Raw genomic sequence first — 24530 nt, forward strand, 5'->3', positions numbered from 1 at the left:
AATATATTGCGAAAATTCAAACTGTATCATATATTTATTAGTAGAGGCTCACTCATTGATTGCGACTTATGTCGAAAAATTGAATGAGCATTCATTCAAGAATAGGGGGAGAAATGGATGTTCCAAATTAAAAAGGCTGCTGTTCTAGGTTCAGGCGTAATGGGTTCAGGGATTGCGGCACACTTAGCTAATATTGGTATTCCGACATTATTGCTTGATATTGTACCACCTGCGCTAACAAAAGAAGAGGAAGCGAAGGGACTTACATTAGAACATAAAAGTGTGAGAAATCGTTTTAGTAATACGGCTGTGCAAAAACTATTAAAGCAAAAACCAGCTCCTCTGACAGTGAAAGGAAATCTAGCACTGATTGAAGCAGGTAACTTAGAAGATGATCTTGAGCGTCTAGCTGATGTAGATTGGATTATTGAAGTAGTAGTTGAAAACTTAGATATTAAAAAGAAACTATTTGAAAAAGTAGATGCTGTTCGTAAACCGGGTTCTATTGTAAGCTCGAATACGTCAGGCATTTCAGTAGAAAAAATGGCAGAAGGTCGTTCAGACGACTTCCAGAAGCACTTCTTAGGCACACACTTTTTTAACCCACCACGATATTTAAAACTTCTAGAGGTAATACCGACGAAAGAAACAGATCCACAAGTATTAAGCTTCATGAAACTATTTGGCGAAGATGTTCTTGGAAAAGGCGTTGTTATCGCAAAAGACACACCAAACTTTATTGGAAACCGCATCGGTACGTATGGTTTATTAGTAACTCTTCAAGAGATGATAAAACGCGGCTATAGCATTGGGGAAGTTGATTCTGTAACAGGCCCACTTATTGGTCGTCCGAAGAGTGCAACGTTCCGTACATTAGATGTTGTCGGTTTAGATACATTCGTACACGTTGCAAATAACGTATATGAAAACGTACAAGAAGAAGAGCGTGATGTATTTAAAGTACCAGCTTTCATGCATGACATGCTTGATAAAAAATGGCTTGGAAGCAAAACAGGTCAAGGCTTCTTCTTAAAACAAGGAAAAGAAATTTTAGAACTAAATCCTGAAACGATGGAATACGAAGCTCGCAAAAAATTAAAAGCTGCATCTATCGAGCTAAGTAAACAAGAAAAAGGTTTATCGAATAAATTGAAAGCGCTTGTATACGCGAAAGACCGCGCAGGAGAGTTGTTATGGAACATCATTACACCGACTCTTTTATACTCTGCAAAACTTCATAAAGAAATTGCTGACGATATCGTTGCAATTGACCAAGCGATGAAGTGGGGCTTCGGCTGGGAGCAAGGACCGTTTGAAGTTTGGGATGCAATTGGCGTTGAAAAGTCCGTTCAAAAGATGGAAGAAAACGGTGCAGTTATTCCGACTTGGGTGAAAGAAATGTTAGAGAAAGGTTTCACTACTTTCTACAAACATGATAACGGAGATAGCTACTATTACGATAATGGCGAATATAAGCTAATCGAACGTAATAAAAAGGCAATTTCTCTTAAGCAATTAAAAGCGAAAAATGGCGTATTAAAGAAAAATGGCGGAGCGAGCTTAATCGATTTAGGCGATGGTATCCTTTGCTTAGAATTCCATTCGAAGAGCAATGCAATCGGTATGGATATTACGCAAATGATTAACTACGCTGTTGATGAAGTAGAAAAGAATTATAAAGGTCTTGTTATCGGTAACCAATCGAAGAACTTCTGCGTTGGTGCGAACCTAGCAATGATCTTAATGGAAGCGCAAGATGACAACTACTTTGAAATTGAGTTGGTTGTGAAGAACTTCCAAGATGCAATGACGAAAATTAAATACTCTTCTAAGCCAGTTGTAGCAGCACCATACGGTATGACGCTTGGTGGAGGTACAGAAGTTTGCTTACCAGCAGCTAGCATTCAAGCTTCTAGTGAAACGTATATGGGCTTAGTAGAAGTTGGTGTTGGCTTAATCCCTGGCGGAGGCGGTAATAAAGAGCTATACATTAAACACTTAAATAAAATGCCAAACGGTGTAGAGTTTGATCTGCAAAAAGTTGCGAATAAAGTATTCGAATCTGTAGCGATGGCGAAAGTTTCTACATCAGCACAAGAAGCTGTATCGAACAACTTCTTAGGCGATAAAGACGGTATTAGTGTGAATGGTGATCACTTACTATATGATGCGAAACAAAAAGCACTTTCTTTATATGAAGCTGGCTATAAAGCGCCGATTCGTAAAAAGATACCAGTTGTTGGTGAAACAGGATATGCAACTCTTGTACTTGGTGCAGAAGCAATGCACTTATCAGGTTACATTTCTGAACATGATCTTCACATTGCGAAGAAACTTGCATATGTCATCGCGGGCGGAAAAGTGCCGTACGGAACAGAAGTTGATGAGCAGTATTTATTAGATGTAGAACGTGAAGCATTTATTAGCTTAGTAAGTGAGATGAAATCACAAGCAAGAATGCAGCACATGCTTGTAAAAGGAAAGCCATTACGTAACTAATAACGAGGGGAGATATCGTTCATGAGAGAAGCTGTCATTGTTGCGGGAGCAAGAACACCAATTGGAAAAGCAAAGAGGGGTTCATTAAAAACAGTTCGTCCTGACGATCTAGGGGCGTTAGTAGTAAAGGAAACGTTAAAGCGTGCGAATTATGAAGGACCAATCGACGATTTAATTTTCGGTTGTGCAATGCCAGAAGCAGAGCAAGGGTTAAATATGGCTCGTAATATCGGCGGATTAGCAGGACTTTCTTACGATGTTCCAGCTATTACAATTAACCGTTACTGTTCTTCAGGGTTACAAAGTATTGCTTACGGAGCAGAGCGCATTATGCTTGGTCACTCGGAAGCTGTATTATCAGGCGGAGCGGAATCAATGAGTTTAGTTCCGATGATGGGACACGTTGTTCGTCCGAATAGTCGCCTTGTTGAAGCAGCTCCAGAATATTATATGGGTATGGGACATACAGCAGAGCAAGTTGCTGTGAAATATGGAATTTCTCGTGAAGAACAAGATGCATTTGCAGTAAGAAGTCATCAACGTGCTGCGAAAGCATTAGCTGCAGGGAACTTTGCTGATGAAACAGTATCTGTAGATGTAACGTTACGTACTGTTGGATCAAACAATAAACTGCAAGAAGAAACAATCATTTTCGCACAAGACGAAGGTGTAAGAGCAGAAACGTCGCTAGACATTTTAGGTAAATTACGTCCAGCATTTAACGTTCGCGGTTCTGTAACAGCTGGTAACTCTTCACAAATGAGTGACGGTGCAGCATCTGTACTATTAATGGATCGGGAAAAAGCAGTGAGTGATGGCATGAAACCACTTGCGAAATTCCGTTCATTTGCAGTAGCTGGTGTACCACCAGAAGTAATGGGAATTGGTCCAATCGCTGCAATTCCAAAGGCGTTAAAATTAGCTGGTTTAGAGCTATCTGATATTGGCTTATTCGAACTAAATGAAGCATTCGCTTCTCAATCGATCCAAGTTATTCGTGAACTTGGTTTAGATGAAGAAAAAGTAAACGTAAACGGCGGTGCAATAGCACTTGGACATCCACTTGGCTGTACAGGAGCAAAACTAACACTATCTCTTATTCACGAAATGAAACGCCGCAACCAACAATTCGGTATCGTAACAATGTGTATCGGCGGCGGAATGGGAGCAGCAGGAGTGTTTGAATTACTATAAAAAAAGTGGAAGTGGCTTGCTCAGAACGAGAGGACACTAAAGCAAAGAATGGAAGCAACAAAGGTTTATAAAAAATAAAATTGAGAGCCAGCTTCTTTCAAAAAGGAAGAAGCTGCTCATGAAAATATGAAGGAGGAAATTTTCATGGAAAAAACAGTAGGAAATGCGGTTAAAGGCGGTAGCTTTTTAGTTGATGAGATTACGATTGATCAAGTGTTTACGCCAGAGGATTTTTCATCTGAGCATAAAATGATTGCAAAAACGACAGAGGACTTTATCGTAAATGAAGTTCTTCCAGAGCTTGAATATTTAGAGCAACACGAGTTTGATCGTTCTGTTCGTCTTTTAAAAGAAGCTGGGGAACTTGGTTTATTAGGCGCTGACGTACCAGAAGAGTACGGCGGAATTGGCCTTGATAAAGTAAGCTCAGCGTTAATCGCAGAGAAATTCTCGCGCGCTGGTGGTTTTGCAATTACTCATGGTGCTCACGTAGGTATCGGATCATTACCAATCGTGTTATTCGGTAATGAAGAGCAAAAGAAAAAGTATTTACCATTACTTGCAACTGGTGAAAAATTAGCTGCATACGCATTAACAGAGCCAGGTTCAGGGTCTGATGCATTAGGTGCAAAAACAACTGCACGTTTAAATGCAGAAGGTACACATTACGTATTAAATGGTGAAAAACAATGGATTACAAACTCTGCATTCGCTGACGTATTTATCGTATACGCAAAAATTGATGGAGAGCACTTCTCAGCATTTATCGTAGAGAAAGAATATGCTGGCGTATCTACAAGCCCAGAAGAAAAGAAAATGGGTATTAAATGTTCTTCAACTCGTACGTTAATTTTAGAAGATGCATTAGTACCGAAAGAAAACTTACTTGGTGAAATCGGTAAAGGTCATATTATCGCGTTCAACATTTTAAATATCGGCCGTTATAAATTAGGTGTTGGTACAGTTGGATCTGCGAAACGTGCAGTAGAAATTTCAGCACAATATGCAAACCAACGTCAACAGTTCAAACAACCAATCGCTCGCTTCCCATTAATTCAAGAGAAACTTGCGAATATGGCAGCGAAAACATATGCAGCTGAAAGCTCTGTATACCGTACAGTAGGTTTATTCGAAAGCCGCATGAGCACATTATCTGAAGAGGAAGTAAAGGACGGTAAAGCAGTAGCAGCTTCTATCGCTGAATATGCAATCGAGTGTTCTTTAAATAAAGTATTCGGTTCTGAAGTACTAGATTATACAGTTGATGAAGGTGTTCAAATTCACGGTGGTTACGGATTTATGGCAGAGTATGAGATTGAAAGAATGTACCGCGATTCTCGTATTAACCGCATTTTCGAAGGAACGAACGAAATTAACCGCCTAATCGTACCAGGTACGTTCTTACGTAAAGCGATGAAAGGTGAATTACCACTTCTTCAAAAAGCACAAAAATTACAAGAAGAGTTAATGATGATGATGCCAGAAGAAGTAGGCGATGAGCCATTAGCACTTCAAAAATATTTAGTAACTAATGCGAAGAAAATCGGCTTAATGGTAGCTGGATTAGCTGCTCAAAAATACGGTAAAGCATTAGATAAAGAGCAAGAAATTCTTGTGAATATCGCTGACATCGTAAGCAACCTATACGCAATGGAGTCAGCTGTTCTTCGTACAGAAAAAGCAATTAAAACAACTGGTCTTGAAAAGAATAAACAAAAAGTGTTATACACTGAAGTATTCTGCCAAGAAGCATTCAACGAAATCGAAGCAGATGCGAAAGAAACACTTATCGCAGTTGAAAACGGCGACATGCTGCGCATGATGTTATCATCATTACGTAAATTAACTCGCCACACACCACTTAACGTAATTCCGAAGAAACGTGAAATCGCTGCGAAAATTTTAGAAGATGAGCGTTACACAGTTTAATAGCTGTAAAGAAAAGTAGTCGTATAAACGGCTACTTTTCTTTTTTTTTGTAAAAATGAAATTTTTAGTGACACAAAACTAATACCATTAGTATAATAAAACTAATGGTATTAGTTTTCGTGAAAAGGGAGATGGAAATATGAGAATGATACATGAAAAAACGGTATATCAATTGTCATTTTTGCCAAGAGTGTTTCCAGTGAATTGTTACTTTGTGGAGGAAGAAGATGGTTTAACTTTAATTGATGCAGCTTTGTCATATAGCACAAAAGGTATTTTACAGGCGGCTGAGAAAATAGGAAAACCAATTACTAAGATTGTATTAACACATGCGCATGATGATCATATTGGTGCATTAGACGCACTAAAGGAAGTGCTTCCTCATGTTCCAGTCTATATTTCTAAGCGGGACGCAAAGCTGTTAGAAGGCGATACGACGTTACAAAAGGATGAACCGAATATACCGATAAAAGGTGGTGTACCTAGAAAAGTAAAAACGGTACCTGATGTTTTATTGGAAGATGGCGACCGAGTTGGATCGCTTCTTGCGATTATGACACCGGGACATACGCCAGGCTCCATGTCGTTTCTTGATGTACGAAATAAAGCTCTTATTGTCGGGGATGCATTCCAAACAAGAGGAGGTATGGCTGTTTCGGGACAAATGAAATTTTGGTTTCCGTTTCCTGCAATGGCAACGTGGAGCAAAGAAATATCATTACAAAGTGCAGAGAAGCTAAGCGAATATGAGCCTTCCTTACTTGCGGCAGGACATGGAAAAATGATAAAGAATCCAGGCACTGTCATAAAACTTGCTATTAAGGAAGCTAAGCGGAATATAGAAAGTAGGAAAGAGGGGTAATTTATGTCACCGAGAATCGGACTTACATTACAGAAAATTGTAGAAACAGCAGCAGAAATTGCAGATACAAATGGAATACAAGAAGTAACGTTAGCTTCATTAGCGCAAACATTAGGGGTACGTTCACCCTCGCTATACAATCATGTGAAAGGTTTACAAGATGTACGGAAAAATCTTGGTATTTACGGAATCAAACAGCTGTATAACAAACTGGAAGAAGCGGCCGAGGGTAAACGGATGGATGAAGCAATTCATGCTTTGGGAGAAGCGTATGTAGCATTTGTCCGCAAACATCCTGGACTATATGAAGCAACCTTTTTACGAGATGAAGAAGTAAGAAAAGCAGGTGACGGAATTGTAAATCTTTGTCTTCAGGTTTTACAGCAATACGGCTTAGAAGGAGAGAATGCACTTCATGCGACACGTGGATTCAGAAGTATTTGTCATGGATTTGCGTCGATTGAACAGCAGGGTGGATTTGGTTTGCCACTAGATTTAGATACAAGTTTACATGTATTATTGGAAACGTTTATTAAAGGATTACATGTAATGCGAAAGTGAATAAGATGTGAGACAACCGAAAACCTTAGAAGCAATTCTAAGGTTTTTTTGTACATATGATTCCAAAAGAATGGTAGGCTTTTTCTCATTAAATGATATTATTTTGCAGGTTTGAAAAATGTGTATATGGCTAAAAAAAAGCAAACGAAACTGAATGCGATAGGATCTTGATAGGGGTTAGGTTCAGAGCCTTTCTGGATTTCTGTAAGGAAGTCGTGGGTTTTCATGTTCATTGCTCCTTTAACTAATAAGTTTTATATGATACGAGTGTTATGGTGGATAGAAAAATTTTTGACAATTCATATAATAATTATTGTATAGCAATCTAATTCCTAAAACTATAGAATATAAAATTTTCATAATATGTAAAATTGCATATTATTCTTTTTGAAAATTTTGTTATATTATCTTTATATTTACATTAAAGGATTTTCATTAGGAAAAATGAAAACAAATGGAGGAATAGTATGAGTAAAGCAGTTTTAGAAGCGTATAGTGTGGAAAGAAAAATCGAGAATATAACATATAAAAATCTATTTGTAATGATAGCAACCATTTTAGGGTTCTTACTTCTAGGAGGGTTATTCCTCGGCTTAGCTTTTGGAATTTATGGTGAGGAAGCGTTGCGAGATAATTTAGAGGGGTACTATTTCCTTTTAATAGATGCAGCTGTTGTTGCCATCGTTTTATTAGCTTATAAACCAGTTCTTCATTTTATTAAATATATTTGGGATTTATCCGTTTTGAAGAATGGGAAGACATATTTATATCTATTAATTGGTTTTATTGTCATTGCGTTATCACAATATTTAATGTTACATGTGTTTAGTTTTGAAAGTGCAGCAGAACAAAAGAAACAATTAGGGAGTTTAGGGATTCAAAATAGCATACAAAGTATTATATATGTGTTAAGTGTTGCTATCATTACACCGGTTAAAGAAGAAATTCTATTTCGAGGTATTTTATATCGATTTTTAGAAAAGAAATATAATTTTTTAGTTGGTATCATTATTTCTTCCTTCATTTTTGGAATTCTTCATGGAGGTCTTCTAATTACGGCAACGATTATGGGAATGGTATTTGCAATGTTATACAAAAAGACGCAATCTATTATACCTAGTATTATTTTACACATTGTATGGAACTTACTTGTGAGTATAAGTATGATTGTATCTCTATAAAAATAAATACATAACCCGTATAAAAGATGAATGGCTTAGCTATTCATCTTTTATTTTGTATGCACGTGAAAAAGTTAATTTATGTATACAATCAAAAAATAGCTAAATACTAACAGTGAACGAATAAAGAAAGGTAGGAGTATTCTATGCAAAATTTAACAGAGCTTGAAGTAGAAAACTTACGCCATTTAATTGGTGGACATGCAACAATTATTAACAAGTTGGAGCAGTATGCACAGACGTGTACAGATCCACAACTGAAACAAATGTTACAAAAGGATGCGCAAGATGCACGAAATACGAAACAGCAATTAATGACTTTCCTAGGATAGGAGGAAGCGGAAAATGAATGAAAAAGATATGGTAAATGATTATTTAGCAGGATTAAATGCAAGTTTAACAAGTTATGCAAATTATATTGCTCAGTCTGATAATGAACAGTTACATCAAACGTTAATCCAAATTCGTAATCAAGATGAGATGCGTCAACGTAATATGTATGAGTACGCAAAGCAAAAGAGCTATTATAAGCCAGCTGCACCTGCTAACCCAATGATTGTACAGCAGTTAAAAGGTCAATTAAGTGCGGAATAATGGGATAAAAAAACGAGCGAATGAAGTCGCTCGTTTTTTTATTTTTGGCATGTCAATAAATATATAATAAATATTTTTTCAGTTGTAACAAATATGACGAAAATGGAATATAACAATTCACAAAAAGGACAAAAGTTTGCTCAATATTTCACAAAGTATCCATGGTTTCTATCGTGGGAATCTATATAATTAGGGGTGTAAAGAACAAAAGAGATAGATTATATGATCAATTAGGAGAGATTGCCATGAAACGAAATACAAGAAAAATTGCAATTATCGGTACTGGATTAGTTGGATCAAGTTGTGCATATTCCATTGTAAATCAAGGCATTTGCGAAGAACTATTATTAATTGATATAAATCATGAACGTGCAGTTGGGGAAGCAATGGATTTATCACACTGCATTAACTTTACAAATACAAGAACAAAAGTATATGCAGGAAGCTATGAAGACTGCAAAGATATGGACATCGTTATTATTACAGCAGGACCAGCACCAAAACCTGGACAAAGTCGCTTAGACACTTTAGGAGCGAGTGCAAAGATTATGGAAAGCGTTGTTGGTGGCGTAATGGAAAGTGGATTTGATGGTATTTTCTTAATTGCATCGAACCCAGTTGATATTATTACATATGAAGTGTGGAAATTATCTGGATTACCTAGAAATCGTGTGATCGGTACTGGTACATCACTAGATTCTTCTCGCTTAAGAACAATTTTATCTGAAATGTTACATGTAGATCCTCGTAGTATTCATGGGTATTCTTTAGGAGAACATGGTGATTCTCAAATGGTTGCTTGGTCACATGTAACTGTTGGTGGAAAGCCAATTCTGCAAATTTTAGAAGAGAAAAAAGACCAATTTGGTGAAATAGACTTAGATGAAATTGTTGAGAAGACTGCAAAAGCTGGATGGGAAATTTATAAACGAAAAGGTACTACTTATTACGGAATCGGAAACTCTTTAGCGTATATTGCGAGTTCAATCTTTAACGATGATCACCGTGTAATTGCTGTATCAGCCATTTTAGATGGGGAGTACGGTGAATATGATATTTGTACAGGAGTGCCAGCTATTATTACTAGAGATGGTATGAAAGAAGTTGTAGAACTAAACTTAACAGAGGATGAAGAATCTCGATTCGCAAAATCAAACGATATTTTACGTGATTATATGAAAACAATTGGTTACTAACTTATAGGAGAAGGTGAAACAAATGAAGGAATATATAATGTCTCGTGTATTTAAAGCATCAGCTGGAATCGCACAAGGTATTTTCGTATCCCTTGGAATTGGTTTACTAATCGAAAATATAGGAAGAATTGTTGATATTCCATTGCTGATTACAATCGGAGTTGTTGCAAAATCACTTATGGCACCAGCCATTGGTGCCGGAATTGCCTTTATGCTCGGTGCAAATGGTCTTGTAATCTTCTCGGCTATGGTAGCTGGAGCGATTGGTGCCGGATCCATTTCAATTACTGAAGCAGGTCTAATTATTAAAACAGGTGAGCCAATCGGTGCATTATTAACAGCGACTTTAGCTGTATATATTGGTAAACGTTTAAGTGGAAAAACTGCGTTAGATATGATGCTCGTTCCATTTGCGGCAATATTAGGTTCTGGTTTAGTTGGTATTTGGTTGTCTCATAATATTACTCCTGTGTTAAATACAGTTGGAGCGTTTATTAAAGATAGCTCAGCTGGTAGCCCGTTTATCGCTTCTATCGTTATTGCAGTCGTTTGGGGACTATTACTTATCTCTCCAGCTTCATCAGCTGCGTTAGCGATCGCACTTAGCTTAGACGGTGTTGCAGGTGGTGCTGCTCTTGCAGGCTGCGTTGCTCAGTTTATCGGATTCTCTGTAATCTCAGCGAAAGAAAATAATTTAGGCGGCATATTAGCTCAAGCGCTTTGTACTCCGAAAGTACAGTTGCCAAATATCACTAAAAATCCAATGATTCTCGTCCCAACTGTCGTCGCCAGTGCTATAGTTGGTCCAGTATCCGCATTAATTTTCCAACTAGAAGCAGGAAAAGAAATTGCAGGTCTTGGATTAAGTTCTCTTATCGCACCAATTAATTTAATTTCTAGCGAAGGATGGGAAGTTGTCCCAGCGATGGTGATCACTTACATTATCATTCCGGTAGCTGTTTCTTATATACTTTACATTGCCCTTAAAAAAGCAGGGCGTATTCACTCTGGTGATATGACTGTACCGCAATCTTAAATTGAAAATCTCCTTTTATATATAGAAAAGCAGACTGGAAGCCACAGTCTGCTTTTTACATTTTTTGATTTTGTTTTACTGGAACACGTACAGTTTCTTTTGCTAATAACAACTGAACGCCGAAGTAAAGTATGCTTGCAAGCGTCATTCCAGAAATGGCGTCTACAAATGCATGTTGCTTCGTAAATAGCGTTGATAAAATAATAAGTGTACCGAAGAATGTAAGGATGTAATATTCAAAAGCATGTTGTTCTCTACGTTTAAAGGCAGCTAGCATAATGACAAATGTAGTAAGAACGTGAATGCTTGGGAAACAGTTTACCGGTTGATCGATACTATAAATATAGCGGACTAGTTCGGAAAATACGTCTGTTCCAACGACTGTTGGACGTGGTACAGTTGTCTGCCAAAAATAATAAATAGAAAAACAAGCAAGTTTTCCAAGAATAACACTACTTAAAGTGGCATAATATTGCTTTCGATCTGCAAAGCAGTAATAAATAAGTGCGCCGTATAAGTAAGGAAACCAAAGTAAATAAGGAATAATAAATGCTTTCACAAATGGAATCCAATTATCTACTACAGTTGTGACATCTACTGCGTGAACAGCCGATTTATTTAATACATCGTAAAGGGGACTTACGAGTACGAGTAGAAGTATATAACTTAACGGAAGAAAAGATGAAAGTTTAAATTTCTTCATGATAATCTCCTATGTTTAGTAATGTAAGTAAATTCAATTGATTATAATATAGAAACGTCATTTGAGCTATTGATTTTGCTTACATTTTCTTGAATGAACCTTACGTTTTTGTCACTTGACTGAAAAGAAGGGGAGGGTGCTAAATGAAGCGTTTATCGTATTTCTTATTTTTTATATTGATATGCCTAGTCGGTGCTGGGTGTGCAAAGGATAAAGAAGGAGAGAAATTAGAATATAACGGAAGAGCACTCGTAATTGGAGTCATTGGAGAAAAACCGAAAGATACGTTTAGGAATATAAAGTTTGAGGAAATGAAGTTAGAGGAACTGGAAAAGAAATCTAAGGAAGTGGATGGTTTTTTAATAATGAAAGATCACTTTCAAGAAGCCTCAACAGAGCAATATAAAAATGTATTTTCATCGCTAAAGAAACCAGTGTTTTTTATCGGTTTACAAGATAAATCATATTCGATTTTTATTACAAAAGGGATAGAGTATAACAGTGCCCGAAAAGATGTAAATGCTATGTATACGCAAGGGTTTGCAAATATCGGAAGTGGTGAAGGACAACAATGGGCAGTTGGTTTATCTAATGGCGGAAATACAGAAGAAAGTATTCATAATATGTATATTGTCGTATTTCAAACCATCGCAGATTATTTGAATAGATGATGAAGGAGCCTGTATAAGAGGCTTCTTATTTTTTTGTAGAAGTATAAGTATATAACAATGTGATTGAGAAGCTCACGCAAGCTTTACAACGTATGCGAGATGCATTCGCAGATGTAATGATACCGATTTATAATTTTATATCAGCTATTGCGGATTTTATTATAAAGTTTTAATGAGGTGCATCCAGGAATCGGTTATATAGTGGTTCAAATGATTTCGTTATTTATGCGATTACTTGTTGGGATTGCTAAAGCTATTTTCTCCTACACTAGTAGGGATTTTTTATTAACAGTAATTCCTAAATATTCATGAAATATGCAAATGTGCATATTGTATTTATTTGGATATTTTGTATGTTAAAATTAAATATAGGGATTTTTGTATATAAAGAACTGAAAACAGAAATATCCAATGAATTTTGAGAGGTGTTACATGTTTAAAAACAAGAAATTAATTCGGTTTGGTCTAACATTACTTGTATGTTTATGGGGAATTGATTTTACAATTGGTTATTTTCAAGTATATCTTGAATCAGCAGCAGGTATTAAATGGGTAATATCAGAAACTTGGAGAACTGTATTATTGGATGCTCCTGAAGGTATATTGGTTATTTTAGGCGCGATTGCTTTATATGATTTCACAAAAGAAACATCGCCAAAAGACGCATCAATTTAAATGCGTCTTTTTTATTTCATGCAATTAGCAATTTCGTGGATGGTAGTCTTGCTATTAATAATAGGACATTATGTCATACAATGAAGATAATATTAGAAAATTATGAGGATGATTACGTTGGGGAAATTTTTAATTAGTTATGCTGCAAGCCTGCTTACTTTTATTATCATATGGTTCTTAATACCGTATATTTCTGATCCTAGTTATTCTTACGAGAATGATTTACCTAACATATTAGGATTCATGGTAATTCTCATTATATTTGGTAGCATATTAGATCTTATAGCTTGCCTAATTGGAGAAATGTTATACAGGAACATAAAACAATGTAGGAAGTTTCGATTTGGAATTCCTGTATTTATTGGACTAGCTCTTATCTATATATTTATACTCTCTCTTTTTACTATTACTAGTGCATATTCTTCTAGTTTAGTTGCACCTATTATTATGGGTTCCTTAGCTTTTTATTTAGTACGTAGAAAAATATAATTAACTTCACCTAACGATAATTATGTAAATGAGCTAGTGGCGGTTCCGCAAAGATTTTGAATAAACTACGAAAAAGTAGAAAAGTATACATTTCTACTTTAATAAAGGATACGTTTACCTTTAGATTCATGATAAAAAAAGAAGTACCTCTGTCTCTAATCAAGGGTACTTCTTTTTATATTTCAGTCAGTAATTTGAATTTCATATTCTCAGGAGCAGTTACTTTGGCTTTATTGATGATAGGTTTAATAACTTTCTTGCGGGCTCACTACTACGGTCAAAATCGTTAGTTCCTTTTATCTGTAAGCTTTTGTCATTTAGATTGTTTCCAGGTTTTGTTACTATAGGCTGAAATGGTTAAATAAACGTTTGTTTAAGATGTATGTTCGGTAGGAAGAAATCGATGCAGCTCAAGGGTGAACAAAGGGAAATAGGAAATTAATCAAACGTTTGTTTAAGATGTATGTTCGGTAAGAAAGGATCAATGCAGTTCAAAGGTTAACAACGAAAAATAAGAAATTAATCAAACGCTTGTTTAATATATACGTTCGGTACAGAATGAGAGAAAAATCTAAAAAAATTATATATTTATTTTTTTCTTAACAAATGGCGGGAAAATAAGGAAAATTCGCAGGATTATTAAAATTTATCACGAAATAAGTAAAAGTTTAGCGAATAATCGTTTGAAATAATAAAACGTTTTCTATATGATAAAGGTAAAGGTTAGTAAAAAAGTAGGTGAATTTATGACAGTAACATTTTATTCATATCCAAAGTGTGGCACATGTCAAAAAGCAAAGAAATGGTTTGAGGCAAACGATGTAGCATATGAGATGATTCATATTGTTGAAAATCCACCGTCAAAAGAAGATTTACGTAATTTACATGAAAAAAGTGAATTACCATTAAAAAAATTCTTTAATACAAGTGGAATGCGTTACCGCGAACTTGGTCTGAAAGATAAGTTAAAGGATGCAAGTGAAGACGAAATGTACGAACTTTTAGCATCTGATGGCATGTTGATTAAACGTCCAATCGTAACAAATGGAACGAATGTAACACTTGGTTTTAACGAAGAGCAGTTTGAAAGTGTGTGGAAAAAGTACCAATAAGGTATTTTTACATAATTAATACATTCACTGGAGGTACAGTCATGAGCATTCCAAATAATTTACGTTACTCTGAAGAACACGAATGGGTAAAAACTGAAGGTAATGAAGTTGTTATCGGTATTACTCACTTTGCACAAGGTGAGTTAGGCGATATCGTATTCGTTGAACTTCCTGAAGTAGGTGCAACAATCGAAGCTGACGAGCCATTCGGAAGCGTAGAATCTGTTAAAACAGTTTCTGAGTTATACGCACCTGTAAGTGGTAAAGTTGTAGCAGTAAACGAAGAATTAAGTGACCAACCAGAACTTGTTAACGAATCTCCATACGAGGGTGCATGGATGGTTAAAGTTGAACTTTCTGATGCAAGCCAAGTTGAGAAGTTATTAACTGCAGAAAAATATGCAGAAATGACAAACCAAGACTAATTATAGTCGACTGAAGGACAGCCTTTGTGCTGTCCTTTTTTATTTTGTGTAAAATAATGAATGTAGAATCATATACTAATTATCGTGTAGGAGAACGTTTTTTGAAAAAACTTTCATTTAAGTTTTTATTGTCCAGCTCCAGCGGCTAGAACAGTCGGTCATTTCACTCTTTCACTTGAGGCAAAAAGCGCCTCTAGTTCAAGAGTTCCAATGCCCTCTTGTTCTGAACGAGCCGCTTGCGCTTTTCTTTGTCCAGCTCCAGCGGCTAGATTGCTCGGTGGCTTCGCTGCTTCCTGCAAGGCAAAAAGCGCCTTTAGTTCAGGAGTTCCAATGCCCTCTTGTTCTAAGCAAGCCGCTTCTGCTTTTCTTTTGCAAAAATAAACAGGAAACAACATGAAAATAACGAATATACTATATACTAAGTTAAAGGTTGTATAGTATATGGTGATCGGGTGATGACATATGATTTATGTGGAAAAAGTCATTATTGTAGAAGGTAAATCAGATAGAAGAAAGATTGAATCTATTATTCGTGAACCGGTGGAAATTGTTTGTACAAATGGTACAATTGGTTTATCGAAAATGGATGAGCTCATTGATCAGTTTTTTGATAAGGAAGTGTATGTACTAGTGGATGCTGATGATGCTGGAGAAAAGTTAAGGAAGCAATTTCGAAAAGAATTTCCGCAAGCAGAGCATATTTATATTGATCGCTCGTACCGAGAAGTGGCAACTGCGCCATCTTCACACTTAGCAAATGTATTATGGGGAGCTGACATTGACGTTTATACAGAATATTTACGGTAAGGAATGATAGAAGTGATTGATTGGACAGGAGCCGAAGCTACAGCCCTAATAGAGAACGAAGAAAAAACAGTGTTATATGTATATACTCCAATGTGTGGAACATGCCAATTAGCAAAAAAGATGTTAACAGTCGTTGAGATGACAATTGAAGACTTGAAAATTGGAATGTTAGATTTAAATTATGCTCCGCATTTAGCGAAAGAGTATGGAATCGAAAGTGTACCGTGTTTACTTGTTTTTGAAAATGGGACACTCATGAAGAAGATATATGCATTTCATTCGGTTGAATATTTATATACGGAATTAAAGTAGGCGGCAAAGTTTTTGCCGCCTCGACATATTTCTCGGGAAATATGTCGAGATACAGGGTGGTTACAGTATTTGTCGAGCGAAAGTAACAGGATTGCTCTTTAGTGAGAGGGAATGGTATGTGTAATAGAAAGTGATATGAAGGATGTGATTTAGGGTGAAATTATATTCTTTGCTGCAATCATTTGTAAATTACGCTAATGGTCAATATCATTTAGAGCCGCTTTTAAGACAAGGAGAAAAAACTGTTAATTTCCGCTTTGGAGATGAAAGTTGTTCGTTACAAATTTCAAGAGATTATATAGAGCTGTTACATGAGGAAAGAGGAACGGAGCAAATCGTTTGTGTAGATGAGGAAGATGTAAAACAATTGGTGAACGGCAATGTACGATTGCAAATGTTAATGAACGATGGACGTGTACAATATTCGGGAACGTATCGAACGATGCTATTAGTTGAATCGATGTTTCATATATGTAAACCAATGTCAGTAGGCGCTTAAAATTCTGAAGTTTCATTTTTTAAGAAAATTTCTGTTGACATGATGTGTGGATATTGATACAATTCAATTCATAAAATATAGACAATTTCATAAATTACAAATCAGACGAAAATGTAATCTGATTTCTCTTATCAAGAGAGGTGGAGGGACTGTGCCCTGTGAAGCCCGGCAACCGTCAACTTATGTTGAAATGGTGCCAATTCCTGCAAAGCAAATGCTTTGAGAGATGAGAGAGAGGGATAATGTTGTTATATACGCATATAAACCTTTCTGCTTCTCTAAAGCGGAAAGGTTTTTTTGTTGTTTGAATGTGGAGGACATTCAAATAATAAAAGTAATGATAACGGTGGACTACACGCATCAAAAATAAAAAATTGCGGAGTCGATCAAAACAAAAAGGGGTGAACATCATGATCTTGTTAGAAAATGTAAAGAAAATATATAAAGCAAAAAGCGGTGATGTCACTGCTGTAGATAATGCCAATTTAAAAATAGACAAAGGTGAAATATTTGGTGTTATCGGATATAGTGGCGCTGGGAAAAGTTCTTTAATCAGATTATTCAATCAGTTAGAGAAACCAACTTCTGGCCAAATTACAATTGCAAATCGAGTGATTTCAGCAATTACAGGGAGTGAACTTCGTAAGGCAAGGCAAGAAATCGGAATGATTTTTCAGCACTTCAACTTACTTTGGTCACGAACTGTACGCGAAAATATCGAGTTCCCACTTGAAATTGCAGGTGTTGATAAGGCGAAGAGAAGAAAACGAGTGGATGAGTTAATTCATCTTGTTGGATTAGAAGGAAGAGGAGACGCGTATCCATCTCAGCTGAGCGGAGGACAAAAGCAACGCGTTGGGATTGCAAGAGCATTAGCTAACAATCCACAAGTGCTTTTATGTGATGAAGCGACATCAGCTCTTGATCCAGAAACGACAGATCAAATTTTAGATTTATTATTAGATATTAATAAGCGTCTCGGTTTAACAATTGTACTCATTACACACGAGATGCACGTGATTCGAAAGATTTGTAATCGAGTGGCGGTAATGGAGAAAGGGAAGATTGTAGAAACGGGTCCAGTACTTGATGTATTCCGCAATCCGCAGAAAGACATTACAAAGCGATTTGTACAGCAGTTAACGGATTCTGAAGATACAAATGAAACGATTGAAAGTTTAATTGAAAAGTATCCAGATGGTAAAGTAGTTCGTTTGCAGTTTATCGGTGAAGCTGTAGAAAGACCAGTACTTCAAAGATTAATGCAACGCAGTGATATAGAAGTTAGCATTTTGCAAGGAAACATCGCCCAAACAAATAACGGCTCTTACGGTAGTTTAGTTGTTCATTTAAATGGTGAGGAAACAGCGATTCAGCAAGCAATAGAGGGAATACATCAAGATCAAGTAGAGCTGGAGGTGATTGCACATGGATAAGTTACTCACAAATATTGATTGGAATCAAATGTTAGAAGCAACTGGTGAAACGTTATATATGACGGCAATCGCAGCTCTTGCCACATTTGTTTTAGGACTAATTTTAGGATTGTTACTCTTTATGACAGCGAAAGATAATTTATGGGAAAACAAATCGGTTAACACGGCGATTGGAGCGTTCGTAAACATTTTCCGCTCGATACCGTTCATCATTTTAATCATTTTATTAATCCCATTCACAAAGATTCTGCTTGGAACAATTCTTGGAGCGAGTGCAGCACTGCCAGCTTTAATTATTGGAGCGGCACCGTTTTACGCGAGAATGGTTGAAATTGCACTTCGCGAAATTGATAAAGGTGTAATTGAAGCTTCAAAAGCAATGGGAGCAAAAACAAGCACAATTATTTTGAAAGTGTTAATTCCAGAATCGTTACCAGCATTAGTATCTGGTATTACGGTTACGACAATTGCTTTAGTAGGCTATACAGCAATGGCGGGAGTTGTTGGTGCTGGTGGCCTTGGAACACTTGCTTATTTAGAAGGATTCCAGCGAGGAAATAACGATGTAACAATCGTTGCGACAATTTGTGTATTACTAGTTGTATTTTTCATTCAGTGGATTGGTGATCGTGTAACGACTCGAATAGATAAACGATAATAAAAAATGGGAGGATGTTTCAAATGAAAAAATTATTACTTACAGCACTTATTTCAACTTCAATTTTTGGGTTAGCTGCTTGTGGCGGGAAAGATAAAGATGAAAAGAAACTTGTTGTTGGCGCTTCTAACGTACCGCACGCTGAAATTTTAGAAAAGGCAAAACCGTTACTTGAGAAAAAAGGAATTGAATTAGAAGTGAAAAAGTTCCAAGATTACGTGTTGCCAAACAAATCGTTAGCGGATAAGGATTTAGATGCAAACTACTTCCAGCACATTCCGTATTTAGAAAAAGAAATGAAAGATAAAAAATATGATTTTGAAATAGCAGGGAAAATTCACTTGGAACCAATTGGTGTATATTCTCAAAAATATAAGAGCTTAAAAGAACTTCCAGACGGGGCGACAATTATTATGAGTAATTCCGTTACTGACCATGGACGTGGTTTAGCAATTTTACAAAAAGAAGGCATTTTAAAAATTAAAGACGGAGTAGATCCAGTTAGTGCAACTCCAAAAGATATTGTAGATAATCCGAAAAACTTAAAGTTCAAAACGGATATCGAGCCTGGTTTGTTACCACAAGTGTATAACAATAAAGAAGGCGACGCTGTTTTAATTAACTCGAACTATGCAATTGATGCGAAATTAAATCCAGAAAAAGATGCAATTGCAATTGAAGGTGATGATTCTCCATACGCAAACGTATTAGTGGTTCGTAAAGGTGATAAAGATAAAAAAGGGATTAAAGAGCTTGTAGAAGTATTGCATTCTAAAGAAATTGAAGACTTTATTAATAAAGAATATAAAGGAGCGGTTGTTCCTGTAAAAGAATAATTGCTGAAAAGAGCTGGTGTATGCCAGCCTTTTTTATAACTACATAACTATAGGGGAGAAGGGGACATCATATGAAAAAGATTCTATTGTCAGTTGTTACAGCGCTGTCTGTATTTACATTAGCTGCTTGCGGAGGGAAAGAAGAGAATAAGCTTGTTGTTGGAGCTTCTAACGTGCCGCATGCTGTTATTTTAGAAAAGGCACAGCCGATACTAGAGAAAAAGGGCATTAAATTAGAGATTAAAAAGTTCCAGGATTATGTTTTGCCGAATAAAGCGTTAGCGGATAAGGAAATTGATGCGAACTACTTCCAACACATTCCTTACTTAGATAAAGAAATTCAAGAAAAGGGATATAAAATTGTAAACGCAGGAAAAATCCATTTAGAGCCAATGGGCATTTATTCTAAGAAATATAAAAGTTTAAAAGAATTGCCAGATGGCGGAACAGTTATTATGAGCAATAACGTAGCGGAGCGTGGCCGTATGCTCGCATTGTTACAAAAAGGCGGCGTTATTAAATTAAAAGACGGTGTAGATGTTGTTAAAGCAACAGTAAAAGATGTTGTAGAAAATCCGAAAAACTTAAAGTTTAAAACAGATGTAGAGCCTGGATTGTCACCAAAGCTGTATGAAAATAATGAAGGTGATGCTTTATTCATTAATTCAAACTACGCAATTGATGCGAAATTAAATCCAACAAAGGATGCAATTGCGATTGAAGGATCAGATTCTCCGTACGCAAATATTATTGCAGTTCGCAAAGGTGACGAGAAGAAAAAAGAAATTAAAGAATTAGTAGAAGTACTGCATTCAAAAGAAATTCAAGATTTTATTACTAAAGAATATAAAGGTGCTGTACTTCCAGTAAGTGAATAAGTGTAAGGGAAGGATTGGAAATTTTCCAGTCCTTTTTTCTTTATATAAATAAGAAGAAAGGTGTATCATAGAAGGATGCAAGGGAAATACTTATATACATTTGTGAAAAAATTGTTACTTTTTTTCGTCGTTTGCGATATCATTTTATTTGATATAAAATTAGAATGAGAATAAAATGAGAATATGAACGTTTTAGGAATTTTTAAAATGTATATAGAGGATTAATGGAGGTATTGAGATGGCTGGTTCTACATTAACGGTTAAAGACTTACACGTATCAATTGACGGCAAAGAAATTTTAAAAGGTGTAAACCTTGAAGTAAAAGGTGGAGAAATCCACGCAATTATGGGACCTAACGGAACAGGTAAATCAACTTTATCTTCTGCAATTATGGGTCACCCAAAATATGAAGTAACAGAAGGTAGCATCATCATCGACGGTGAAGATGTATTAGAAATGGAAGTAGACGAGCGTGCACAAGCAGGTCTATTCCTAGCAATGCAATATCCAAGTGAAATTAGCGGAGTAACAAACGCTGACTTCTTACGTTCTGCAATTAACGCACGTCGTGAAGAAGGCGATGAAATTTCTCTTATGAAATTTATCCGTACTTTAGATAAAAACATGGAATTCCTAGAAATGGATCCAGAAATGGCACAACGTTACTTAAACGAAGGTTTCTCTGGTGGAGAGAAAAAACGTAACGAAATTCTTCAATTAATGATGATTGAGCCAAAAATCGCAATCTTAGACGAAATCGACTCAGGTCTTGATATCGATGCATTAAAAGTTGTATCTAAAGGTATTAACCAAATGCGCGGCGAAGAGTTCGGTTGCCTAATGATTACGCATTACCAACGTTTATTAAACTACATCACTCCAGACTTCGTTCACGTTATGATGAACGGTCGTATCGTTAAATCTGGTGGCCCTGAGCTTGCACAACGTCTAGAAGCTGAAGGTTACGACTGGATTAAAAAAGAATTAGGTATTGAAGACGAAACAGCAGAGCAAGAAGCGTAAGAGAGGAGCATAAACATGACAATCGGTACATTACCTTTCGATCAAGAAACAATCCGTCAGCGCGCAAGCGAAGTAAACGAAGCTGCTTGGTTGACTGAGTTCCGCTTACAAGCTCTTGCACAAGCAACTGAACTTCCAATGCCAACGCCTGATAAAACGAAAATTGAAAAATGGGACTTTATCGGAAAAGGCGACGCTGCTAAGCAAGAGCCTGTAAGTTCTTTAACAGAGCTTCCAGAAGCAGTGAAAAACTTAATCGATGAAAATAACAGCGTATTAGTACAACGTACTGGTACAACTGCATTCGTTTCTTTAGCAGACGAAGCAAAAGAAAAAGGTGTTATTTTTACAGACATCGTAACAGCTGCAACAGAGCATGCTGAACTATTACAAAAGTATTTAATGAAAGACGGCGTGAAGGTAGACGAGCATCGTTTAACTGCACTTCATGCTGCATTAATCAACGGCGGTGCATTCGTATATGTTCCGAAAAACGTTGTTCTTGAAACTCCACTTCAAGCTGTATTCTTAGTAGACGGCGAAGAAGCTAACGTATATAACCACGTATTATTCGTAGCTGATGCGAACAGTACTGCAACTTATGTAGAAAACTACGTTGCAAATGAAAATGCTAAAGGTATTGCAAATATCGTAGCAGAAGTAATCGTGGAACAAGGCGCACAAGTGAAATTCGGTGCGGTTGATCTATTAGCAAAAGATGTAACAACTTACGTTAACCGCCGCGGTGTTGTTGGACGCGACGGCCGCATTGATTGGGCTCTAGGCCTTATGAATGACGGAAACACAATTTCAGAGAACGTTACGAACTTAATGGGCGACGGATCATATGCTGATACGAAAACAGTAACAATTGGCCGTGGTAACCAAACACAAAACTTTACAACTAAAGTTGTTCACTTCGGTAAACACTCTGAAGGTTGGATTTTAAAACACGGTGTACAAAAAGATAGTGCAACATCTATCTTTAACGGAATTGGTAAGATTGAACACGGTGCATCTAAATCAAATGCACAACAATCTTCTCGCGTTCTTATGTTAGATGAAAAAGCTCGCGGTGATGCAAACCCAATTCTTTTAATCGACGAAGATGATGTAATGGCAGGTCACGCAGCTTCAGTAGGCCGCGTAGATCCGTACCAATTATACTACTTGATGAGCCGTGGTATTCCAAAACGCGAAGCAGAACGTTTAGTCATCCATGGATTCTTAGCACCTGTAGTAAATGAGCTTCCAATTGAAGGAGTAAAAGCACAGCTTGTTGAGGTAATTGAAAGGAAAGTTCGCTAATGAATATTCATGAAATACGCAAACAGTTTCCAATTCTTGATCAAAAAGTGAACGGCAAACAACTTGTATATTTCGATAGTGCAGCAACTTCTCAAAAACCAATTCAAGTCATTGAAACGTTAGAACGTTACTATAAAGAATATAATTCTAACGTGCATCGCGGTGTTCATACGCTCGGTACGAAAGCTACCGACGCGTATGAAGGTGCACGAGAGAAAGTTCGCAAGTTTATTAACGCGAAATCAATGGAAGAGATTATTTTCACGCGCGGAACGACAACTGCATTAAATACAGTAGCGGCTAGCTATGGTCTTGAAAATGTAAAAGAAGGCGATGAAATCGTTATTTCTTACATGGAGCACCATAGTAACATCATTCCGTGGCAACAAGTTGCGAAGAAAACTGGTGCAACTTTAAAATACCTTCCGCTTCAACCAGACGGTACAATTTCTTTAGAAGATGTTCGTCAAACAGTTACACCGAATACAAAAATCGTTTCTATTATGCAAGTATCAAACGTACTTGGAACGATTAACCCTGTAAAAGAAATCGGAGCAATTGCACATGAAAACGGTGCAATTATGGTCGTTGATGGTGCACAAAGTACACCTCATATGAAAGTGGATGTACAAGATTTAAACTGTGATTTCTACGCATTATCTGCTCATAAGATGTGCGGACCTACAGGTATCGGCGTATTATATGGTAAAAAAGAATTGCTGAACAATATGGAGCCAATTGAATTTGGCGGTGAAATGATTGATTTCGTAGATTTACAAGAATCTACTTGGAAAGAGCTTCCGTGGAAGTTTGAAGCAGGTACACCGATTATCGGTAATGCAATCGGACTTGGTGCGGCAATTGATTTCCTAGAAGAAATCGGTCTTCATAATATTGAAAAGCATGAACATGAATTAGCGCAATATGCTTTAGAAAGACTATCAGAAGTAGATGGCGTTACAATTTATGGTCCAAAGCATCGCGCTGGTCTTGTTACATTTAATATTGAAGACGTACATCCTCATGATGTAGCAACTGTATTAGATGTAGAAGGCATTGCGGTTCGCGCAGGACACCACTGTGCACAACCGCTTATGAAGTGGCTGAAAGCTTCTTCAACAGCACGTGCGAGCTTCTATTTATATAATACAAAAGAAGAAATTGATACATTTGTTGAATCGCTAATCAAGACAAAGGAGTATTTCACAAATGTCATTTAATAATTTAGATACGTTATACCGTCAAGTTATTATGGATCATTATAAGAATCCTCGTAACAATGGCGTGTTAGAAGATAGTGTTACTGTTAACTTGAACAATCCGACTTGCGGCGATCGTATTCAACTTACGATGAAAGTAGAAGAAGGTATTGTACAAGAGGCGAAGTTTGAAGGAGAAGGGTGTTCTATCTCAATGTCTTCAGCTTCGATGATGACACAAGCAGTAAAAGGTAAGAAAATTGAAGAGGCACTTCAGCTTTCTAAAATTTTCTCTGACATGATGCTAGGAAAAGAGTACGATGACAGCATTGATTTAGGAGATATTGAAGCATTACAAGGCGTATGCAAGTTCCCTGCACGTATTAAATGTGCAACATTAGCGTGGAAAGCGTTAGAAAAGGGCTTAAACGAAGATAAGTAATGTT

General features: G+C 36.7%; 28 protein-coding genes, 1 pseudogene and 1 riboswitch. Of the genes and pseudogenes, 27 read left to right on the forward strand and 2 right to left on the reverse strand.

Going from position 1 to position 24530, the window contains the following annotated elements:
* The first annotated feature begins 117 nt into the window (after positions 1–117).
* The 10 genes from DN394_RS09095 (at position 118) to DN394_RS09145 (ending at position 11052) form a co-directional block, all read left to right on the forward strand.
* Positions 118–2499, forward strand: coding sequence for a 3-hydroxyacyl-CoA dehydrogenase/enoyl-CoA hydratase family protein (locus DN394_RS09095; protein WP_098705160.1), 2382 nt, complete (start codon positions 118–120; stop codon positions 2497–2499).
* Positions 2500–2520: 21 nt separating this feature from the next.
* On the forward strand, positions 2521–3693 hold the full coding sequence (locus tag DN394_RS09100) for an acetyl-CoA C-acetyltransferase (RefSeq protein WP_001206340.1): 1173 nt from the start codon (positions 2521–2523) through the stop codon (positions 3691–3693).
* A gap of 144 nt (positions 3694–3837) precedes the next feature.
* The gene (locus DN394_RS09105) at positions 3838–5622 is read left to right on the forward strand and encodes an acyl-CoA dehydrogenase family protein (protein WP_000416287.1); all 1785 of its coding nucleotides are present in this window, start codon (positions 3838–3840) and stop codon (positions 5620–5622) included.
* Between the two features lie 139 nt (positions 5623–5761).
* A complete protein-coding gene (locus tag DN394_RS09110) occupies positions 5762–6484 on the forward strand; it encodes an MBL fold metallo-hydrolase (protein ID WP_149293745.1) in 723 nt (240 codons plus the stop codon).
* 3 nt (positions 6485–6487) lie between these two features.
* Positions 6488–7045, forward strand: coding sequence for a TetR/AcrR family transcriptional regulator (locus tag DN394_RS09115; RefSeq protein WP_097917413.1), 558 nt, complete (start codon positions 6488–6490; stop codon positions 7043–7045).
* Positions 7046–7512: 467 nt separating this feature from the next.
* A complete protein-coding gene (locus DN394_RS09120) occupies positions 7513–8226 on the forward strand; it encodes a CPBP family intramembrane glutamic endopeptidase (protein ID WP_097917414.1) in 714 nt (237 codons plus the stop codon).
* Between the two features lie 146 nt (positions 8227–8372).
* Positions 8373–8558: a hypothetical protein gene (locus DN394_RS09125; protein ID WP_001180555.1), complete on the forward strand. Its 186-nt coding sequence runs from the start codon at positions 8373–8375 to the stop codon at positions 8556–8558.
* 13 nt (positions 8559–8571) lie between these two features.
* Positions 8572–8820, forward strand: a complete 249-nt coding sequence (locus DN394_RS09130; RefSeq protein WP_001002985.1) for a spore coat protein — start codon at positions 8572–8574, stop codon at positions 8818–8820.
* Positions 8821–9065: 245 nt separating this feature from the next.
* Entirely contained in the window at positions 9066–10016 is a 951-nt protein-coding gene (locus tag DN394_RS09140; protein WP_240514102.1) for an L-lactate dehydrogenase, read from the forward strand.
* 22 nt (positions 10017–10038) lie between these two features.
* A complete protein-coding gene (locus DN394_RS09145) occupies positions 10039–11052 on the forward strand; it encodes a PTS sugar transporter subunit IIC (RefSeq protein WP_000666176.1) in 1014 nt (337 codons plus the stop codon).
* 55 nt (positions 11053–11107) lie between these two features.
* Here the strand turns inward: DN394_RS09145 and DN394_RS09150 are convergent, their stop codons facing one another.
* On the reverse strand, positions 11108–11755 hold the full coding sequence (locus DN394_RS09150) for a phosphatase PAP2 family protein (RefSeq protein ID WP_046960002.1): 648 nt from the start codon (positions 11753–11755) through the stop codon (positions 11108–11110).
* Positions 11756–11898: 143 nt separating this feature from the next.
* Between DN394_RS09150 and DN394_RS09155 the strand changes: the two genes are divergently transcribed.
* The 6 genes and pseudogenes from DN394_RS09155 (at position 11899) to gcvH (ending at position 15127) form a co-directional block, all read left to right on the forward strand.
* On the forward strand, positions 11899–12426 hold the full coding sequence (locus DN394_RS09155; protein ID WP_097917416.1) for a hypothetical protein: 528 nt from the start codon (positions 11899–11901) through the stop codon (positions 12424–12426).
* A 186-nt stretch (positions 12427–12612) separates the two neighbouring features.
* A pseudogene (locus tag DN394_RS29775) lies at positions 12613–12738 on the forward strand (quinol oxidase); the annotation flags it as partial.
* Positions 12739–12837: 99 nt separating this feature from the next.
* Positions 12838–13101 (forward strand): DUF3937 family protein, encoded by a 264-nt coding sequence (locus DN394_RS09170; protein WP_080345555.1) that lies wholly within the window; start codon positions 12838–12840, stop codon positions 13099–13101.
* Between the two features lie 102 nt (positions 13102–13203).
* The gene (locus tag DN394_RS29360) at positions 13204–13590 is read left to right on the forward strand and encodes a hypothetical protein (RefSeq protein ID WP_170955594.1); all 387 of its coding nucleotides are present in this window, start codon (positions 13204–13206) and stop codon (positions 13588–13590) included.
* A 746-nt stretch (positions 13591–14336) separates the two neighbouring features.
* Complete coding sequence (locus tag DN394_RS09180) at positions 14337–14702, forward strand: arsenate reductase family protein (RefSeq protein ID WP_000218969.1); 366 nt, start codon at positions 14337–14339, stop codon at positions 14700–14702.
* Between the two features lie 41 nt (positions 14703–14743).
* Positions 14744–15127, forward strand: coding sequence for a glycine cleavage system protein GcvH (gene gcvH / locus DN394_RS09185; RefSeq protein WP_000026896.1), 384 nt, complete (start codon positions 14744–14746; stop codon positions 15125–15127).
* Positions 15128–15285: 158 nt separating this feature from the next.
* On the opposite strand, the gene DN394_RS09190 is transcribed toward gcvH, so the two are convergent.
* On the reverse strand, positions 15286–15522 hold the full coding sequence (locus DN394_RS09190; protein ID WP_097917418.1) for a hypothetical protein: 237 nt from the start codon (positions 15520–15522) through the stop codon (positions 15286–15288).
* A gap of 67 nt (positions 15523–15589) precedes the next feature.
* Between DN394_RS09190 and DN394_RS09195 the strand changes: the two genes are divergently transcribed.
* The 11 genes from DN394_RS09195 (at position 15590) to sufU (ending at position 24526) form a co-directional block, all read left to right on the forward strand.
* Positions 15590–15934 carry a toprim domain-containing protein gene (locus tag DN394_RS09195; protein ID WP_000640866.1) on the forward strand — a complete coding sequence of 115 codons (345 nt, stop codon included), beginning with the start codon at positions 15590–15592 and terminating at the stop codon, positions 15932–15934.
* Between the two features lie 3 nt (positions 15935–15937).
* Entirely contained in the window at positions 15938–16246 is a 309-nt protein-coding gene (locus DN394_RS09200) for a thioredoxin family protein (protein WP_002008881.1), read from the forward strand.
* A 154-nt stretch (positions 16247–16400) separates the two neighbouring features.
* Complete coding sequence (locus tag DN394_RS09205) at positions 16401–16745, forward strand: hypothetical protein (protein WP_000781217.1); 345 nt, start codon at positions 16401–16403, stop codon at positions 16743–16745.
* A 125-nt stretch (positions 16746–16870) separates the two neighbouring features.
* A riboswitch (SAM riboswitch) is annotated at positions 16871–16978 on the forward strand.
* Between the two features lie 177 nt (positions 16979–17155).
* Positions 17156–18181 (forward strand): methionine ABC transporter ATP-binding protein, encoded by a 1026-nt coding sequence (locus DN394_RS09210; RefSeq protein ID WP_000601756.1) that lies wholly within the window; start codon positions 17156–17158, stop codon positions 18179–18181.
* Positions 18174–18839, forward strand: a complete 666-nt coding sequence (locus tag DN394_RS09215; protein ID WP_000359547.1) for a methionine ABC transporter permease — start codon at positions 18174–18176, stop codon at positions 18837–18839. Before DN394_RS09210 ends, DN394_RS09215 begins: the two co-directional genes overlap by 8 nt.
* A 23-nt stretch (positions 18840–18862) precedes the next feature.
* Positions 18863–19675, forward strand: coding sequence for a methionine ABC transporter substrate-binding lipoprotein MetQ (metQ, locus tag DN394_RS09220; RefSeq protein WP_000735094.1), 813 nt, complete (start codon positions 18863–18865; stop codon positions 19673–19675).
* Positions 19676–19746: 71 nt separating this feature from the next.
* The gene (gene metQ, locus DN394_RS09225) at positions 19747–20553 is read left to right on the forward strand and encodes a methionine ABC transporter substrate-binding lipoprotein MetQ (protein WP_000722407.1); all 807 of its coding nucleotides are present in this window, start codon (positions 19747–19749) and stop codon (positions 20551–20553) included.
* A gap of 238 nt (positions 20554–20791) precedes the next feature.
* On the forward strand, positions 20792–21577 hold the full coding sequence (sufC, locus tag DN394_RS09230) for a Fe-S cluster assembly ATPase SufC (protein ID WP_000929162.1): 786 nt from the start codon (positions 20792–20794) through the stop codon (positions 21575–21577).
* Positions 21578–21592: 15 nt separating this feature from the next.
* Positions 21593–22885: a Fe-S cluster assembly protein SufD gene (sufD, locus tag DN394_RS09235; protein ID WP_000152177.1), complete on the forward strand. Its 1293-nt coding sequence runs from the start codon at positions 21593–21595 to the stop codon at positions 22883–22885.
* Complete coding sequence (gene sufS / locus DN394_RS09240; RefSeq protein ID WP_001020769.1) at positions 22885–24105, forward strand: cysteine desulfurase SufS; 1221 nt, start codon at positions 22885–22887, stop codon at positions 24103–24105. Before sufD ends, sufS begins: the two co-directional genes overlap by 1 nt.
* Entirely contained in the window at positions 24095–24526 is a 432-nt protein-coding gene (gene sufU / locus DN394_RS09245; RefSeq protein ID WP_000009525.1) for a Fe-S cluster assembly sulfur transfer protein SufU, read from the forward strand. Before sufS ends, sufU begins: the two co-directional genes overlap by 11 nt.
* Positions 24527–24530 lie beyond the last annotated feature (4 nt).

The organism is Bacillus sp. BB081, from assembly GCF_008368895.1.
In the GTDB taxonomy this organism is placed as follows: Bacteria; Bacillota; Bacilli; order Bacillales; family Bacillaceae_G; genus Bacillus_A; species Bacillus_A wiedmannii.

Coding starts and splice junctions, on each gene's coding strand:
- DN394_RS09155 (WP_097917416.1), top strand. CDS start 11,899: ATGAAGCGTTTATCGTATTTCTTATTTTTTATATTGATATGCCTAGTC.
- DN394_RS09150 (WP_046960002.1), bottom strand. CDS start 11,755: ATGAAGAAATTTAAACTTTCATCTTTTCTTCCGTTAAGTTATATACTT.
- DN394_RS09100 (WP_001206340.1), top strand. CDS start 2,521: ATGAGAGAAGCTGTCATTGTTGCGGGAGCAAGAACACCAATTGGAAAA.
- sufS (WP_001020769.1), top strand. CDS start 22,885: ATGAATATTCATGAAATACGCAAACAGTTTCCAATTCTTGATCAAAAA.
- DN394_RS09115 (WP_097917413.1), top strand. CDS start 6,488: ATGTCACCGAGAATCGGACTTACATTACAGAAAATTGTAGAAACAGCA.
- DN394_RS09095 (WP_098705160.1), top strand. CDS start 118: ATGTTCCAAATTAAAAAGGCTGCTGTTCTAGGTTCAGGCGTAATGGGT.
- DN394_RS09215 (WP_000359547.1), top strand. CDS start 18,174: ATGGATAAGTTACTCACAAATATTGATTGGAATCAAATGTTAGAAGCA.
- DN394_RS09170 (WP_080345555.1), top strand. CDS start 12,838: ATGAATTTTGAGAGGTGTTACATGTTTAAAAACAAGAAATTAATTCGG.
- metQ (WP_000722407.1), top strand. CDS start 19,747: ATGAAAAAGATTCTATTGTCAGTTGTTACAGCGCTGTCTGTATTTACA.
- DN394_RS09195 (WP_000640866.1), top strand. CDS start 15,590: ATGATTTATGTGGAAAAAGTCATTATTGTAGAAGGTAAATCAGATAGA.
- DN394_RS09190 (WP_097917418.1), bottom strand. CDS start 15,522: ATGTTGTTTCCTGTTTATTTTTGCAAAAGAAAAGCAGAAGCGGCTTGC.
- metQ (WP_000735094.1), top strand. CDS start 18,863: ATGAAAAAATTATTACTTACAGCACTTATTTCAACTTCAATTTTTGGG.
- DN394_RS09140 (WP_240514102.1), top strand. CDS start 9,066: ATGAAACGAAATACAAGAAAAATTGCAATTATCGGTACTGGATTAGTT.
- sufU (WP_000009525.1), top strand. CDS start 24,095: ATGTCATTTAATAATTTAGATACGTTATACCGTCAAGTTATTATGGAT.
- DN394_RS09210 (WP_000601756.1), top strand. CDS start 17,156: ATGATCTTGTTAGAAAATGTAAAGAAAATATATAAAGCAAAAAGCGGT.
- sufC (WP_000929162.1), top strand. CDS start 20,792: ATGGCTGGTTCTACATTAACGGTTAAAGACTTACACGTATCAATTGAC.
- DN394_RS09120 (WP_097917414.1), top strand. CDS start 7,513: ATGAGTAAAGCAGTTTTAGAAGCGTATAGTGTGGAAAGAAAAATCGAG.
- DN394_RS29360 (WP_170955594.1), top strand. CDS start 13,204: ATGAGGATGATTACGTTGGGGAAATTTTTAATTAGTTATGCTGCAAGC.
- DN394_RS09110 (WP_149293745.1), top strand. CDS start 5,762: ATGAGAATGATACATGAAAAAACGGTATATCAATTGTCATTTTTGCCA.
- DN394_RS09125 (WP_001180555.1), top strand. CDS start 8,373: ATGCAAAATTTAACAGAGCTTGAAGTAGAAAACTTACGCCATTTAATT.
- DN394_RS09200 (WP_002008881.1), top strand. CDS start 15,938: ATGATAGAAGTGATTGATTGGACAGGAGCCGAAGCTACAGCCCTAATA.
- DN394_RS09130 (WP_001002985.1), top strand. CDS start 8,572: ATGAATGAAAAAGATATGGTAAATGATTATTTAGCAGGATTAAATGCA.
- DN394_RS09105 (WP_000416287.1), top strand. CDS start 3,838: ATGGAAAAAACAGTAGGAAATGCGGTTAAAGGCGGTAGCTTTTTAGTT.
- DN394_RS09145 (WP_000666176.1), top strand. CDS start 10,039: ATGAAGGAATATATAATGTCTCGTGTATTTAAAGCATCAGCTGGAATC.
- sufD (WP_000152177.1), top strand. CDS start 21,593: ATGACAATCGGTACATTACCTTTCGATCAAGAAACAATCCGTCAGCGC.
- gcvH (WP_000026896.1), top strand. CDS start 14,744: ATGAGCATTCCAAATAATTTACGTTACTCTGAAGAACACGAATGGGTA.
- DN394_RS09180 (WP_000218969.1), top strand. CDS start 14,337: ATGACAGTAACATTTTATTCATATCCAAAGTGTGGCACATGTCAAAAA.